This window comes from Deinococcus aetherius (assembly GCF_025997855.1).
GTDB classification, from domain to species: domain Bacteria; phylum Deinococcota; class Deinococci; order Deinococcales; family Deinococcaceae; genus Deinococcus; species Deinococcus aetherius.
In genome coordinates this window covers 876,273-890,981 of sequence record NZ_AP026560.1, presented here as the reverse complement: position 1 = coordinate 890,981, position 14,709 = coordinate 876,273, and the positions used below count along the sequence as shown (strand labels likewise).

Genomic DNA, 14,709 nt, shown 5'->3' with positions numbered 1-14,709 from the left:
TGGCTCCTCAGTTGAGGGGTGGGGCGGAAACCGGAACGGGGAGAGGCCCCGGCTCCTTCGCGGGCAGCTCGGGGACCGGAAGGTGAGAGAGCACGGCCTGGGTAAAGGCCCGGATGACCGGCAGGCCCGCCCGGTGGGGCAGCGCGGCGAGCGCGAGGGGCCGGGCGAGGGGTTCGGGCAGCGGCAGGGCGACGAGGCCCGGCGGCAGGGGGAGGAGCGCGAGCCGAGGCATGACGGTAACGCCCAGGCCATGCCCCACCATCGAGAGGATCACGCTGTCCTGCTCGACCTCGGAGACGGCCGTCAGGGACACGCCACGCGCGGCGAGGTACGTGCGGATTCGCCGGTAACAGGAGTCGAGATGCGGCGGCAGGATCAGGGGCGCGGCGCCCAGCTCGGCGAGGGTGACGGGGTGCGTCCCGCGCGCGGCCGGGGCGACGAAGAGGTACTCGTCGGGCGGCAGGGGGGACAGGCGCAGGTCCGGGGCCTCGTCGGCGAGGATAACCGCGAGGTCGGCCCGGCCCGAGCGGACGGCGGGCGCCCCTCCCCCGCCTGCATCCGAGTCGAGCAGGGCGACCGTCACGCGCGGGTGGCGGGCCCGGAACGCCGCGAGGGCGGGCGGCAACAGGTGCGTGGCGGCGGAGCGCATGGACGCGACCCGCAGGGTGCCCGACAGGCCTCCGTTCTCCTCCTGCGCGGCGAGGAGCGCGTCGGCGGCGGCCTGCACGGCGGCGCGGGCGTGGGTCAGGACCCGGGCGCCTGCCTCGGTGGGAACGGTCCCGCCCGGCGTCCGGCGCAGCAGGGGGCGGCCCGCCAGCGCCTCCAGCTTGGCGACCGCCTCGCTGAGGCTCGACTGCGACACGCCGTACTCCGCCGCCGCCTCGCCGAAACCCCCGGCGTCCGCCACCGCGATCAGGGCGCGGAGCTGGGCCAGCGAGGGGGCGGGGGGCGTCCGGTCGGTCATACCCCGATTGTAGGCGCGCGGCCTGACCTTGCCATCGGTTTCCCCGATGCCCCGGCCTCGCCGTCCCCCGTCCACCCGATGTCCTGTGGGTGGAGTCCGGGCGCACGCTGGGGGGCAGGAGGTGGCCCCGATGACCCACGCCCGGCAGTTTCCCCCTATCGACCTTCCCCTTAGCCCCGCCCGACCGGAGGGCGAGGTGTTCGGCACCCTGATCGCCGAGGTGCTCACGCCGGACGGGCGGGCGACCGTGCCCCTCCTGCCCGACTGGGAGCTGCGCGCCTGGGCCGTCGCCCGGCTGGGAGACGCGACGCTGGAGGCGAGGCCGCGCCTCCCGGGGCTGGGGGCGGGGGACCTGGACCTGGACCTGCGGATCGCCGGGTACACACCGCTCGGCCCCATTCGGCGGGCGCGGCGGTAGGCGACTTCCCCCACCACGCCCTAGACGTTTGGGGAGCGCGTCAGTTCCGGCTCACCCACACGCGGCGCGCCCGTGCTTGGCTGTGGGTCCATGCTCCGCCGCCTGACCCTGCTGGCCCTCCTGCTCGGCCCCCTGCTGTGCGGGCCGGACGCCCTTGCGGCGACCAAGACGATCACGGTTCGCCCGGGGGACACGCTCTACGGCATCGCCCGGCGGAGCGGGGTGAGCGTGGCGAAGCTCAAGGTCCTCAACGGCCTGAAGTCCACCACCATCAAGCCCGGGCAGAAGTTGCGGCTGAGCGGGAATCCTCCCGTGGTGGCCAGGGCGACGGTGCCCAAACCCACCCCACCTCGGCCCGCTCCGGCCCGGACGAGCCTCTACACCGTTCGCCCCGGCGACAACCTGGGGCGGATCGCTGCCCGGGCGGGAGTCAGCGTGGCCGCGCTGCGGGCCGCCAACAACTTGGGCGGCACCCTGATCAAACCCGGCCAGCGGCTGCGGGTGCCCCCGCGCGGCACGGTGACGGTGACTGCCCGCCGCCCCGCGCCCGCCCGGCCCACCACCGAGGTGCGGGTGGTGTACGGGTACGTGCGGGTGGGCGCCCGCGACACGCTTGCCTCGCTGGCCCGCCGCTATCACACGACCGCCGCGAGCCTCGCCCGGCTCAACCGTCTGAATGTCCGCGCTCGCCCCTACGTCGGGCAGCGGGTGCTCGTGCCGCGCCGGGTGCCCGTGCCGATTCCGCCCGCGCCCAGGAGTCGGCCGATCAGCGTTAAAACACTCGCTCCCCTCAACATCCCGGTGCGGGTGCTGCGGGTGGACCTGCGGCACCGGGACGTGCTCGTCGCGCCCGTGCTGCCCCGGGCGGGCCTGAGCGCGGGGGCGCGGGTGGGGACCCTGGCGCGCACGAGCGGGGCGCGGGCGGTCGTGAACGGCAGCTACTTCCACCCCCGCTCCTACGTGCCCGCCGGAGACCTCGTGATGCAGGGCCGTCTCCTCGCCTGGGGCCGTATCCCCGCCGCGCTCGCCATCACGCCTGACAACCGCGCGACGATCATCACGAGCACCACGCCCCTGCTCGGTCGCCCGCTGGAGGCGAGCTGGCGCGGCATGGAGACCGTGATCGCCACCGGCCCGCGCATCCTGCGCTCGGGCAGGGTCGTCACCCACTATGCCAACGTCTTCCGTGACCCCGCCCTCTTCGGCCGCGCCGCCCGCAGCGCCGTGGGCCTGAGCGGGAGCCGCGACCTCGTCTTCGTGACCACCCACGCGAGGCTCACGACGACCGAGATGGGCAAGGTGATGGCCCGGCTGGGCGTGAAAGACGCCCTTCTCCTCGACGGCGGCAGCAGCGCGGGCCTCGCGTGGAACGGCCAGCCGATGCTCGACAGCGTACGCAAGGTCGCGTACGGGATCGGCGTGTTCACGGACTACACCGGGCGGCGCTACGCGAGGTGAGGAGCGGCCAGCAAAAAAGCGCCTGTCCCGTCCTTGCTGGCTGCTGGAAGCTGGCCACTGGTCGCCCCTCCCTGCCCTACCATGCAGGGATGACGCCGTTTCTTCCCCCCCGGAGCCACCCGTGAAGCCCGAGCAGGTCCAGGCGCAACTCACGCGGGTGCTGTCGAGCGCCATCGCCGAACTGCGCGACCCGCGCGTGCCGCTGATCGTGACGGTCGAGCGGGTCATGGTGACGGCGGACTACGGGCTCGCCCGGGTGTACGTGAGCGCGATGGGGGCCGACATGCCCGCCCTGCTCGACGCCCTCTCGCACGCGCGGGGGCACCTCCAGCGCGAGGTCGCCGCCCAGGTGCGGATGCGGCGCACGCCCACCCTGGAGTTCCGCGACGCGGGAGACTCGCCGCTGTGACGGCGACCGACCCGGGGGCGACCGTGCCCGAAACCCGCAGCGCCCTGCGCGTGCGTTACGCCGAGACGGACGCGATGGGGGTGGCCCACCACGCGACCTACCCGGTGTGGTTCGAGGTGGGGCGCACCGACCTGATGCACGCGCTCGGCCTCCCCTACACCGAGGTCGAGGCGCGCGGCTACTTCCTGATGCTCTCCGGCCTGAACGTCGAGTACCGCCGCGCCGCCCGCTACGACGACCTCCTGACGCTGGTGACGCGGGTGGGGAACGTCCGCTCGCGCACCCTCACCTTCTCCTATGAGGTCCGGCGCGGGGACGAGTTGCTGGCGACGGGCGAGACCCGCCATATCGCCACCGACAAGACCTACCGCCCGGCGCGGTTGCCCGACGACGTGGTGGCGCGGCTGTCGGGGAGGTCGTGAGCGGCAGCGGGAGAGTTCTGCAACGCCACGTTGACGATGCAAACTGGGGATGTGCCTGAGCCGGATCGTCTTGAAGCCGTACGGCAGCTTTATGGCCGGGTCGTGGGGTTTCAGCTCCGCATCGAGAAGACACCCCAGGCGACTCCTCATATACGCCAGCAGGCCAGAGCCCTCGCCGCACCGCTGGAGGGGCTCAACCGGAAACTCAGGGGGCGCTCCAGCTCTGCCCAACTCGACTTCGTTCAGGCCCGACTCCTGACCATTCAGCAGGAACTGGGTGAGCTGTTTGCGCAGCAACTCAACCCGCTGATGGAGTCGGAAGCTGAGGGCTGATCGCTGACGGCTTCCCCCACCCTTCCCCTCCCCTTCCCGCTAGACTGCCTCCCACATGACCCACCTGTCGCGCACCCTGCCCATCAAGCGCGCCGCACACGTCTACCTCGTCCGGGAGGGGCAGCTCCTGCTCGTCGAGGAGCGGATGGACGACGGCAGCATCTTCTACGGCCTGCCCGGCGGCAAGGCCCTGCCGGGCGAGAGCCTGGCGAGCGCCGCCGTCCGGCAGGTCGCCGTGGAGACGGGCCTGACCGTCACCGACCTCGTGTTCGTGAGCCTCCTCGAAGGCGAGATGCTGACGGGCACCCGCAACGAGTGCTACGCCAACTTCGGGCGCTTCACGGCGACCTTCAGCGGCGAGATCGGTCCCAGCGACCCCGAGGTGGTGGGCGTGAAGTGGGTGCCCTTCGAGCAGGTCGAGGGCCTGGTGCGCTACGGCCCGCCCCCCGAGGTCGAGGAACGCAACCCCCTGATCTGGGTGCCCACCCGCGACTTCCTGCGCGGCGAGGCCCGGACCTACTACCCCATCTAAGGCCATGACCCAGGAAAACCGGGGACGACGTTTCCTCCTGCTGCTGGGCGTCCTGAGTCTGGGCGGGGGGCTGGGCTGGACGGGGGCTCAGCCGTCTCCCCCCTCACCCCTGACGATTCCGGCGCGTCCGGTCACCTCGACCCCGGCCGACACGCTGCGAGACCCCATCTTCCCCGGCCTCGGGCAGGCGGGGCTCGACGTGCGGCACTACGACGTCGCCCTGACGGTGGAGCGGCCCGGCACGCCGGAGTTGCGCGGCGCCGTCACCCTCACGCTGGCGAGCACCCGCGCCCTGCCCGAGGTGCGGCTGGATTTCCTGGGTCCGGCGGTGACCGCCGTGCGCTGGAACGGCCGGGCCGCGCCCTTCCGGGTGGACGCGGCGGCCCAGAAGCTCGTCGTGACGCCCCCCGCGCCGCTGCTTCCCGGGCATGAGGCGCATTTGAGTGTGGAGTACCGGGGACGGCCGGGCGTGATCCTCGACCCGGGCTTCGGCGCCGCGCCCGTCGAACTCGGCTGGCAGAGCGTTCCGGCAGCCGGGGGGCGGGCGGGGGCGAACTTCGCCCTCAGCGAGCCGCACGGCACGCACACCTTCTTGCCGTGCAACGACCATCCCTCCGACAAGGCGACCTTTACCACCCGGATCACGGTGCCGCAGGGCTACGTGGCGGCGGCGAGCGGGGTGGAGGGCCCCGTGGGCGAGGGGAACGGCACGCGCACCTTCGTCTTCACGCAGGCCGAGCCCATCCCGACCTACGTGCTGGGCCTGTTTGTCGACCGCTTCGAGCGGGTGACGGCGCCGCCCGTACCCGTGGGGGTGAACGGGGCCCCGGTCGCGCGGCGCGACTACTTCCCGGTGAGCACGCCCCCGAACGTCCGCGCCGTCTACACCCGGACCGGGGAGGCGCTGCGGGTGCTCTCCGACTGGTTCGGCCCCTACCCCTTCGGCGCGTACGGGACGGCGGTCGTCACGCCCCGCCTGCCCGCCCTGGAGACCGCCACGCTGAGCACCATCCCGGTCACGAGCGGCGAGCGCACCTCCGTCCACGAACTCGCCCACCAGTGGTTCGGCAACGCCGTGAGCCCGGCCACCTGGGCGGACGTGTGGCTGAACGAGGGTTTTGCGACCTACTCCGAGCTGATCTGGACCGAGGCGCAGGGGGAGGACGGGGGGGCGGTCGTGACCCGGTGGTACGACACCCTGGTGCGCGCGGGCACCCGGCCCCTCGTCGCCACCCGGGAGGAGCAACTGTTCGACCGCAGCGCCTACCAGCGCGGGGCGCTGGCCCTCCAGGCCCTGCGCGTGGCGGTCGGCGACGGCGCCTTCCGGGCCTTCCTGCGCGCCTACACGGCCCGCTTCTCGGGGGGCACGGTGAGCACGGCGGAGTTCCTCGCCTTCGCCCGCGCGCAGACGGGCGAGCGGGGGGAGGCGGCGCTGCGGCTGTGGGTGGAGTCGCCGGGGCTGCCACCGCTACCGGTGGTGGCGCGGGCGAGCGTCAGCCCGCGTCTTTGAGAGGCCCGTTACCGGGGGGCAGCAGAAAGGTCAGGTCCGTTTTCTGGGTGACCTCATAGTCGCGCATGATGCCCACCTTGTAGTTCACTAGGATTCGGCCATCCCGTGCGAGACGCATCAGCGTGAACGTGACGCCAGTGATGTTGCCCGTCGTCAGGTCTCCCTGGTCAATCTCCCAGGTGGTGCCCGTGCGAGGACTCATCCCGTCTTTGTCGTTCACGCTGACCGGCTTGCCGATTTCCGTGGTTCCCCAGGGTGTACGGATGGTGTTGGCCTTGAGGTTGACTTGCAGGCCGTTGAGGGCTTCCAGACCGTCACCCCCCTGAAGGACCAGCAGGCTGCCGCCCGTGCCGCGCTTGTGGACGGTCAGGGTCGAGGTGCCTGACGGGAAGAGGTCAGGCTTGGCCGCCCTGACCTGCGCGTAGGCCTCGCGGGAGATGCCGAACCACTCGCGGTAGGGGAAGGGCTGGCCCTCCGGCGTGTTCAATGTGAGGTCGAGGGTCTCGACGGGGTGCTCCTTCATCGCCGCCTGCAACCGCGCCAGCGTTGCCGTCGTCTCTTTGGAGAAGCCGACCGTCACGAGTTGCACGGGCGTCGCGGTCGTCACTGAGGCGAGCACGGTCGCCATGGCCGTCGGAGGGGCAGGAGGAGTCCCCTTCGCCAAGGTCGGAGCACTCAGCACACCCATGAGCAGGAGGGGCAACAGGGTCTTTCGGAAAGGCACCGGGAGAGGGTAAGGCGCCGAGTCTTGCACTTCACTTAATTCTCGCTCGTGAGGGCTAAGCGGACATGATCACAGGCGGACTTGTCTCCAGCCCTTCCCCCTTTCGGCGGACGTTCCTCCCCTCCCCTTCCTCCTACCCTGCGGGCATGATGGAGGCGATGACCCTGCCACCTGCACCCGGGCGGGCCCGCCGGGAGGGACCGTTCTCCGATCTGCTGAGCGTGCGGACCTACCGTGTGGCGCTGTACGTCGCGTTGGCGCTGCCGCTGGGCGGGCTGGTCTTCCTCCTGCTCGCCGTCGGGACGCTCTCGGGTGTGCTCACCCTGCCGCTGCTCGCGGGCGCCGCCCTCCTGCTGGGCACCCTCTGGCTCGTCCCGGCGCTCGCGGAGGTGCAGCGGTGGCTGGCCGGGCTGGTCGGGGTGCGCTTCTCGCGGGTGCTGCCGCCCCCGACCCACGCGGGCGTCCTCCCCTGGCTGCGGGCGACCCTGAGCGAAGGGGCGACGTACCGGGCGCTGATGTTCCATACCGTGCAACTGCCCCTCGCCGCCCTGTGCTGGGTGGTGCTGGGGTCACTTCTCGGCGTGTCGCTCCTCGCCCTCACGGCGCCGCTGTGGACCCGCCGCCCCGACGTGTTTCCCGTGATGTGGGACGGCGGCACGGTGGCTTTCTCCGGGCTCGGGGTGGCGGGCCTGACCCTGGCGGGCGTGGGCGGGCTCCTCGTCACGGCGGCGGTGCTCGACCTGTTCGGGCGGATGTGGGGGCGGCTCGCCTCCGCGCTGCTCGCCAACCGGGCGGACGAGGTGATCGCCCGCCGCGAGGTGGCCGCGCTGCGCCGGGCAGCGGGCCGGGTGGCCCTGGGGGACGACTTGGGCGCGACCCTCGCCGACCTGGCGGGGCAGGCGCGGGCGGCGAGCACGGCGCGGGCGGTGGCGCTCGTCACCCCGGACGGCACCGTGCGCGCGGCGAGCGGGCCCGACTCCCCGGAGTTGCGCGGGCCCTCGCCCTTCCTCGCGGCGGGCGGGGCGGACGTGCGGCTCGCGGCGGGGGGCGGCGCCCTGGCAACCCTGCCGGTCGTGGCGGGCGGGCGAGACGGCGGCACCCTGCGCGCGGTGTATGCGCCCGGCACCGGGCCCACCCCGGACGAACTCGCCTTCCTGCTGAGCATCGCCGACCACGCGGGCACGGCCCTGCACGCCGCCGAACTCATCGAGCGGGCGAGCGCGCGGGCGGGGGAGCAGGAACGCGCCCGGCTGGCCCGCGAACTGCACGACAGCGTGGCGCAGGCCCTCTACGGCATCACCCTCGGCGCGAAGACGGCCCGGGCGACGCTGGGCCGGGACGAGGGGCGCACGCGGGCGAGTCTGGACTACACCATCCGACTCGCCGAGGGCGGAGTCAGCGAGATGAAGGCCCTGCTCTTCAGCCTGCGCCCCGACGCGCTGGAGGAGGGCGGCTTGATCGCGGCCCTCTCCCAGCACGCTCACGCCCTGGAGGCCCGCCACGGCCTGACCGTCCACGCCGACCTGGGGGCGGAGCCACACCTCTCCCCCGCCGCTCAGGCAGCCGCCTACCGGGTCGCGCAGGAGGCGATGCACAACGTCGTCAAGCACGCCCGCGCCTCCCGGGTGTGGCTCACCGTCCGCGAGGAGGGGGGTGAGGTCACCGTGCGGGTCCGCGACGATGGGCGCGGCTTCGACGCCGCGACCCTGCCGGGCGGGACCCTCGGCCAGCGGGGGATGCGCGAGCGGGCGCGGGAGGTGGGCGGCACCCTCGACGTGAGGAGCGAAGTGAGCGCGGGAACGACCGTCACCCTGACCCTGCCCGCCGCGCCCCACCCGGTCCCCCAGCAGGAGACGGAGGTGGGCGCGTGACCATTGCCCGGCGCCCTCCCGACCGCCCCCTGCCCCCGGTTCTCGCGCGCATCGCGCTGGGGCTCGCGCTCGTGGCGGGCGGGGTGGGGCTGGGCTGGCAGGGCGCGCAGGTCACGCCCACGCCCGGCCTGAGCACGGTTCGGACACCCCTGCGCGTCCCGCTGGCAGGCGCGAACTCGCTGAACGTCCGGCTGGAGGGGGACCGCACCACCCTCCTCGTCGGCGGGCTGGCGTGGCCCGAACGGGCGGCCCTCGTCGGCACGGCCACCCGCCGCGAGCGCAACCCGGTGGAACTGGCGACGATCCGGCAGGAGGGCACCCTCCACACCAACCTGCGCCTGAACGTCAGGCCGCTGAACGAGGGGGTGATCCGGGGAGGCACCACGCCCCTGCAACACAAGCTGGACGTGGGGCTGACCCGGGGCGTGCCCGTCACCCTTTCGACCGACTCCTACAGCGGCGACGCGCGGCTGGACCTCCACGCCCTGCGGCTACGGGCGCTCAGCGTGCGGTCGAGTTTCGGGGACGTGACGGCCACCCTGCCGGGGCGCCAGAGCGGGCCGCTGACCTTCGTGACGCTGGGGGGCGACGTGGACCTGCGCGCCCGGCCCGAGTGGCGCTCGCCCGCCCTGCGCGTGAATACCGAGAGCGGCGACGTGCGCCTCGCCCTGGGGAGCGCCCGCACCGAGGCGTTAAATCTCGGCACCCGCAGCGGCGACGTGACGGGCGAGTTGCCGCGCGTGGACCGCCTGAGCGTGACCACGGGCTCGGGCGACGTGGACCTGAACCTCCCCGACGGGGCGGCGGGCACCTTCGACTTTCGCTCGGAGGGGGGGCGGATGACGCTGGTGGTGCCGCGCGACCTCTCCACCCGGGTCCGCTTCACCGACCGCAATACGGTCGAGCTGCCGGAGGGGTGGCTCCGCCAGGGCAACACCGCCGCCAGCACCTCCCGCGCCCTCGACGCCCCCGACCTCGACCTCTTCATCGACGCACGGGTGAGCGACCTCGCGACTCGTGACCCGGGGACCAGTCCCGAAGGAGACCCGACGCCGTGACCGCCGAACCCCTCCCTGCCCCCACCGTGCGCGTGCTCCTCGTGGACGACCACGCCGTCGTCCGGCAGGGGCTGCGGCTCTTTCTGGGCCTCGACCCCTCCATCGAGGTCGTCGGCGAGGCCGCCAACGGCGAGGAGGCGCTCGCCCAGGCGGGCACCCTGCGCCCCCAGGTCGTCGTGATGGACCTGATGATGCCCGTGATGGACGGCATCCAGGCCACCCGGCTCCTACGCCGCCAGCACCCCGACACCGAGGTCATCGCGCTGACGAGCACCCTGGAGGAGCACAAGGTCAACGGCGCCATCGAGGCCGGGGCCATCGGCTACATGCTCAAGGACGCCTCCTCGGATACCCTCGCCGACGCCATCCACGCCGCCGCCCGGGGCGAGGTGCGGCTGCACCCCGAGGCCGCCCGCCGCCTGGTCCGCGACTTCCGCACCCCAGACATGCGCGAGACGCTGACTCCCAAGGAGACCATCGTGCTGCAACTTATCGCGCGGGGCCACTCCAACCGCGACATCGCCCAGGACCAGGGCGTGAGCGAGGCCACCGTCAAGACGCACGTGAGCCGACTCTTGAGCAAGCTGGGACTGGAGAGCCGGACGCAGGCGGCGCTCTACGCGCTGCGGCACGGGCTGGCGCGGCTGGAGGAGGGGTGAATGATTGGCGAGGCCCCACACCGGGCCTCAGCCTGCCCTAGCCGAGGACACCTTCAGGAAGAAAACAGCCCTTCCGCCTCACGGAAGCCGTAGAACGAGCGCTCAAGCGCGGTGTACGTTCCGCACTCCTTCAACTCGCGTGCGATCTCCGCCACCAAGCCCAGCGCCGCCAACATGGCCCCCTGCCCCAGGCTGATCCGCATGACGCCCAGACCGAGCAGTTCGGAAACACTCGGAGCGCCGGGTACGACCATCACGTTCAGAGGCCCGCCCAGGTCACGGACGAGCGCCCTCAACGTGGGCAGGTGAACCAGACCGGGCACGAACACCACGTCCGCTCCGGCCTCCAGATAGGCCCGCCCGCGCAGCACCGTCTCCTCGTAGCGCTGCGTCTCGTTCTCCCCGAAGCCGGTGAGGTACGTGTCGGTGCGGGCGTTGACGACGAAGGGCAGGCCCGCTTCCCTTGCCGCAGAACGGGCGGCAGCGAGGCGCCGTTGCTGATCCTCCAGGACGTACAGAGGCAGGTTTTCCCCCCCGGTGCCGTCCTCTAGATTGATGCCTACGGCTCCCATGCCCACGGCGAGGCGGACTGTTTGGGCCACATCCTCGGCTGCGTCACCATACCCGGCCTCCACATCCGCCGTCACGGGAACACCGACGGCACGGACGATAGCGGACAGCTCACGCAGCATCTCGTCCCGGGACAAGCGTTGCCCGTCACGACGCCCCCGGGCATATGCGATCCCCGCGCTGGTGGTCCCGATGGCCGGAAAACCCGCCGCCTCGAATAGACGGGCGCTGGCCGCGTCCCAGGCGTTGGGCAGCACAAAGCCGTGCCCAGTGTGGTGAAGGTTCGAGAAGACCTGGGCCTGTTCGTGCCGATTCATAGGTTCTCCTGGCTGCCCGCCGGAGAAGGCTGGGTCAGGTGGTGCCAGAGGCGGAGCGTGGCGAGACTACGGTACGGCGCGAAGCGTCGCATCAGGCGGGCCATTTCCGGGTGGGTGGGGCGAGTGCCCAGGGCAAAGAAGCGCTTCAGGCTCTCGCCCAGGCCGGAATCGCCCAGAGGCACGCAGTCGGGAAAGCCGTAGCCATGCATCAGGACGTAATGCGCCGTCCACGGCCCGATGCCGCGCACCGCCAGCAACAGGCGCTCAATGCGAGTGACAGACTGCGCCTCCAAAGCGGCCAGCGGGAGCCTGCCGTCTGCGACGGCCAGAGCCGCGCCGATCAGGGTCTCGGCCCTGGCCCGGGTCAATCCCAGGGGCAGGAGGTCAGCGGCCCCAAGGCGGGCGAGCGCCTCCGGGGACGGCAAGGCGTACAGTCCTCCCGCCACCGGTTGACCCCAGCGCTCCACCAGCCGAAACCGCAGGGTACAGGCGCGGGCAAAGGAGACCTGCTGCCCCAGGATGGCCCAGACCAGGGCATCGAAGGGGTCGGTCAGCAGAGGAAAGCGCAGGCCCCGCCGGTCTTCGATCAGGGGGCGCAGGTCCGCCTCACGCCCCACCTGGGCTTCAAACCGGAGGGGGTCCGCGTGCAGGCCCAGGAGGCCCAGCAGGCGCCCGTGCAATTCCAGCCGTTGGCCGACCTCCAGCCCGGCCCCCGCAGAGACAGCACACCGGGCGGTACGGCCATTCAAAGAGACTTGCACCACCACGCGGGCCTCGCCCAGACGCAGCGCGGTCGTGTAGACGTGGCCCTCGACTCGGGCAGTCGGGCCCGGCGGGTCACGGGCGAGCGCGCGCAGGATCACCTCTCGCGGATAGTCCCCGGGAAGCGCCAGTTCGAAGACGGGCCCAGTTCTCCAGCGGCGGAAGGCTTGTGGCGTCATCGCGCTGTACTTGCGGAAGTTGCTCCCAAAGGTCGAGAGACTTTCAAAGCCGACCTCGAAGGCGATCTCCGTGATGGGCCGCTCGGTGGTCAGCAAGGCACGTTTGGCCGCGCGGATTCGGCTGCGGGCCAGGAAGTCGGCGGGAGTGGTGTGGTAATGCTTGCGAAACAGGTCGTGGAGCTTGCTGAGACTCACCCCTGCCATTGCGGCCAACGCACCCAGGTCGCGGTAAGAACCCGGGTCGAGCGTCAGGGCCGAGGCGAGACCCTCCACCAGCACTTCATCGGCGTGATACCCGAGGTAGAAGTCGTCGGGACGACAACGCAAGCAGGGGCGAAGCCCGGCAGCCCTCGCCTCGTCCGGTGTCGCGTGGAACACCACGTTCTCGGGTCTGGGTTTTCTGGCCTTGCAGGACGGCAAGCAGTAGATGCCCGTGCTCACGACGCCCGTGATGAACCTGCCGTCATACGCAGGGTCGGAGGCCAGCATCCGGGCGAGCATCGTTTCGCGGGTGAGGGCCATGCCGAGCATTCTCCGCAGACTGGGCGGCGCACGCTACCGGAATCGTGGCTCGCAATTTCTTCCCAAAAAGAGGACGGAAGGCCAACGTGCGCCCCCCGCCCTTCCTTCTCCCCTCCAAATTTTCGAGTCCTACCCCAAATCCTCCATCACGTCCGCCAGCTCCTTTTTCACACACGTGAACATCGGCGTGTCCCGCAGCGTGTACATGCTCGCCTCGGTGTAGCGCAGGCGGTGAACGAGGTCCACGAACTCCTGCGGGTAGTCGGAGTCGAAGGACACCACGAACTCCTGATCGTCGATGCCGTAGGAGTACGAGGTGTTGATCCGCACGCCCTTGAAGGGCGCCGAGGCGTAGATGTGCTCGTCCATCATGCCCTGGCGCGAGTGCGGCGTCAGGTCGTACCACGGGCGGGTCTTGATGAAGGGGTAGATAAAGAGGTACTTGCCCTGCCCCGGCAGGACTTCGAGGCCGTGCCCGCTGCCCTCGACGCGGTTCACGTACTGGCTGCGCCGCTGCATCGAGACGTAGTTGTAGGGCTGGGTCAGGTAGCCCATCAATCGGGTGCGGTTGAGTCGCCCCTGCGCCTCCTGAAACTCGCGCACGTCGAAGGCGATCCGCCACAACATGAAGTCCACGTCCCCGCGCACGCCCACGAGGCTGTAGGTCCGCTGGATGATGCCCTTCTCTGCGGGCGCCTCGTCCACCCAGCCCTGGGCAGCGGCCAGGAATTCGGCCTTGATCTCCTCGCGCTCGAAGTGTGGCAGGCGGCGGAAGGCGGGGTCGAGCTTGAAAAAGGCGTAGTTCAGGAACTGGCGCTGGGCGCGGTCGGGGTCCCGCTGGGTGACCTGCCCGCTGGGGTCGAGGTCCACCATCATCTTCGGGCGGCCACCGGGGGCGCCGCCGGGTCTGCCTCCCGTGGGGGGCGGCGTGTTTTCCGTCTGCGTCGGCTTCGGCTCGTCGGTCACCTTGCCACCTCCTGCCCGCGCAGGTCGGTCGCCAGGCCGAAGTTGTCGCGGTAGAGGGCCTGAATGCCGTCGTACTCGGCGTCCGTCAGCGGCGCGGCCTCGAAGGTGGCGGCGTATTCCTCCAGCCCCTTCTCGTCGTAGATGTTGGGAAGGACGCTCGCCATCGCGGGGGAGCGCAGGGCGAACTGGATGGCGAGCTGGCCGATGGTGCGTCCGTCGAGGAAACGCTCGTTCAGCCCCTCGACCTTCTTGAGACCGTCCTCCATCCACGCCTTGCGGCGGGCGTTCGTCGTCAGGCGCCAGTTACGGTGGTCGCCGGGCTCGAACTCGGTGTCGAGGGTCATGTAGCCCTCCAGGAGCCCCGAGGCGTGCGGCACGCGGGCCATCACGCCCACGCCCTCCCCCTCGGCCACGGGCAGAATCTGCTCGCCGAGGACCTGTTCCAGCAGGTTGTAGATGATCTGGGTGGGCGCGCGGCGCTCCTTGATGGAGGCGATGCCCTCCTCGATCTGGCGCTCGTTCAGCGCGGGGCCGAGGGCGGTGCCGTAGGCGCGGATCAATCCCTCCGCCTTGAGCTTTTCCAACTCCGCCCACAGGTCGTCCTTCTGAATGGCGTCCACACGCGGGTTATGAAGCTGGTAATAGTCGATGTAGTCGGTGCCCAATCTCTTCAGCGAGCCTTCGAGTGCCTTACGGAGGTAGGCGGGCGTCCAGTCGTGCGGGCGCTCCTGCTGGCCGGGGCGCTCGGGGTGGGTGTAGATGTCGTAGCCGAACTTCGTGCCGATGACGATCTCACCCCGCACGTCACCGAGGGCGCGGCGCTGGATTTCCTCGGCGCGGCCCGAGGCGTAGGTGTCCGCGTTGTCGAAGAAGGTGACGCCAAGGTCGAAGGCGCGCCGGAGCAGACGCACGGCCATGTCCTCGTCCTTGACGCCCCACCACGTCGTGCCTACCGTCCACACGCCGAAGCCCACCGCACTCACGGTCAGGTCGGTGCCGAGTAGTTGTCGGTATTCCATGCCGGGAGTATTTCAC

General features: G+C 71.3%; 16 protein-coding genes. 10 read left to right on the top strand and 6 right to left on the bottom strand.

Annotated elements, in window-relative coordinates; genetic code table 11:
• Nucleotides 1-7: 7 nt before the first annotated feature.
• Nucleotides 8-964 (bottom strand): LysR family transcriptional regulator, encoded by a 957-nt coding sequence (locus DAETH_RS04630; protein WP_264776751.1) that lies wholly within the window; start codon nt 962-964, stop codon nt 8-10.
• A gap of 130 nt (nt 965-1,094) precedes the next feature.
• On the opposite strand from DAETH_RS04630, the gene DAETH_RS04625 reads away from it, so the two are divergent.
• From DAETH_RS04625 to DAETH_RS04595, 7 genes are all read left to right on the top strand, one after another.
• Nucleotides 1,095-1,382, top strand: a complete 288-nt coding sequence (locus DAETH_RS04625) for a hypothetical protein (protein WP_264776750.1) — start codon at nt 1,095-1,097, stop codon at nt 1,380-1,382.
• 90 nt (nt 1,383-1,472) lie between these two features.
• Nucleotides 1,473-2,840 carry a LysM peptidoglycan-binding domain-containing protein gene (locus DAETH_RS04620; RefSeq protein ID WP_264776749.1) on the top strand — a complete coding sequence of 456 codons (1,368 nt, stop codon included), beginning with the start codon at nt 1,473-1,475 and terminating at the stop codon, nt 2,838-2,840.
• 121 nt (nt 2,841-2,961) lie between these two features.
• Nucleotides 2,962-3,249: a ribosome-binding factor A gene (locus DAETH_RS04615; RefSeq protein WP_264776748.1), complete on the top strand. Its 288-nt coding sequence runs from the start codon at nt 2,962-2,964 to the stop codon at nt 3,247-3,249.
• The gene (locus tag DAETH_RS04610) at nt 3,246-3,671 is read left to right on the top strand and encodes an acyl-CoA thioesterase (RefSeq protein ID WP_264776747.1); all 426 of its coding nucleotides are present in this window, start codon (nt 3,246-3,248) and stop codon (nt 3,669-3,671) included. The genes DAETH_RS04615 and DAETH_RS04610 overlap by 4 nt, the downstream gene beginning before the upstream one ends.
• A gap of 51 nt (nt 3,672-3,722) precedes the next feature.
• Entirely contained in the window at nt 3,723-4,004 is a 282-nt protein-coding gene (locus DAETH_RS04605) for a hypothetical protein (protein ID WP_264776746.1), read from the top strand.
• Nucleotides 4,005-4,059: 55 nt separating this feature from the next.
• The gene (locus tag DAETH_RS04600; protein WP_264776745.1) at nt 4,060-4,536 is read left to right on the top strand and encodes an NUDIX domain-containing protein; all 477 of its coding nucleotides are present in this window, start codon (nt 4,060-4,062) and stop codon (nt 4,534-4,536) included.
• A gap of 4 nt (nt 4,537-4,540) precedes the next feature.
• On the top strand, nt 4,541-6,046 hold the full coding sequence (locus tag DAETH_RS04595) for a M1 family metallopeptidase (protein ID WP_264776744.1): 1,506 nt from the start codon (nt 4,541-4,543) through the stop codon (nt 6,044-6,046).
• Here the strand turns inward: DAETH_RS04595 and DAETH_RS04590 are convergent.
• Nucleotides 6,030-6,770, bottom strand: a complete 741-nt coding sequence (locus tag DAETH_RS04590; RefSeq protein WP_264776743.1) for a hypothetical protein — start codon at nt 6,768-6,770, stop codon at nt 6,030-6,032. The genes DAETH_RS04595 and DAETH_RS04590 overlap by 17 nt on opposite strands.
• A 146-nt stretch (nt 6,771-6,916) precedes the next feature.
• Between DAETH_RS04590 and DAETH_RS04585 the strand changes: the two genes are divergently transcribed.
• The 3 genes from DAETH_RS04585 to DAETH_RS04575 are packed head-to-tail and all read left to right on the top strand — an operon-like array spanning nt 6,917 to nt 10,358.
• The gene (locus DAETH_RS04585) at nt 6,917-8,641 is read left to right on the top strand and encodes a sensor histidine kinase (protein ID WP_264776742.1); all 1,725 of its coding nucleotides are present in this window, start codon (nt 6,917-6,919) and stop codon (nt 8,639-8,641) included.
• Nucleotides 8,638-9,699, top strand: a complete 1,062-nt coding sequence (locus DAETH_RS04580; protein ID WP_264776741.1) for a DUF4097 domain-containing protein — start codon at nt 8,638-8,640, stop codon at nt 9,697-9,699. Before DAETH_RS04585 ends, DAETH_RS04580 begins: the two co-directional genes overlap by 4 nt.
• Nucleotides 9,696-10,358 (top strand): response regulator, encoded by a 663-nt coding sequence (locus DAETH_RS04575; protein WP_264776740.1) that lies wholly within the window; start codon nt 9,696-9,698, stop codon nt 10,356-10,358. Before DAETH_RS04580 ends, DAETH_RS04575 begins: the two co-directional genes overlap by 4 nt.
• A gap of 53 nt (nt 10,359-10,411) precedes the next feature.
• Here the strand turns inward: DAETH_RS04575 and DAETH_RS04570 are convergent, their stop codons facing one another.
• The 4 genes from DAETH_RS04570 to DAETH_RS04555 form a co-directional block, all read right to left on the bottom strand.
• On the bottom strand, nt 10,412-11,245 hold the full coding sequence (locus tag DAETH_RS04570; RefSeq protein WP_264776739.1) for an isocitrate lyase/PEP mutase family protein: 834 nt from the start codon (nt 11,243-11,245) through the stop codon (nt 10,412-10,414).
• On the bottom strand, nt 11,242-12,708 hold the full coding sequence (locus DAETH_RS04565; protein ID WP_264776738.1) for a DNA-3-methyladenine glycosylase 2 family protein: 1,467 nt from the start codon (nt 12,706-12,708) through the stop codon (nt 11,242-11,244). The genes DAETH_RS04570 and DAETH_RS04565 overlap by 4 nt, the downstream gene beginning before the upstream one ends.
• A 129-nt stretch (nt 12,709-12,837) precedes the next feature.
• Entirely contained in the window at nt 12,838-13,584 is a 747-nt protein-coding gene (locus tag DAETH_RS04560; protein ID WP_264777391.1) for a chlorite dismutase family protein, read from the bottom strand.
• A gap of 86 nt (nt 13,585-13,670) precedes the next feature.
• Nucleotides 13,671-14,693: an aldo/keto reductase gene (locus tag DAETH_RS04555; protein ID WP_264776737.1), complete on the bottom strand. Its 1,023-nt coding sequence runs from the start codon at nt 14,691-14,693 to the stop codon at nt 13,671-13,673.
• Nucleotides 14,694-14,709: the final 16 nt, after the last annotated feature.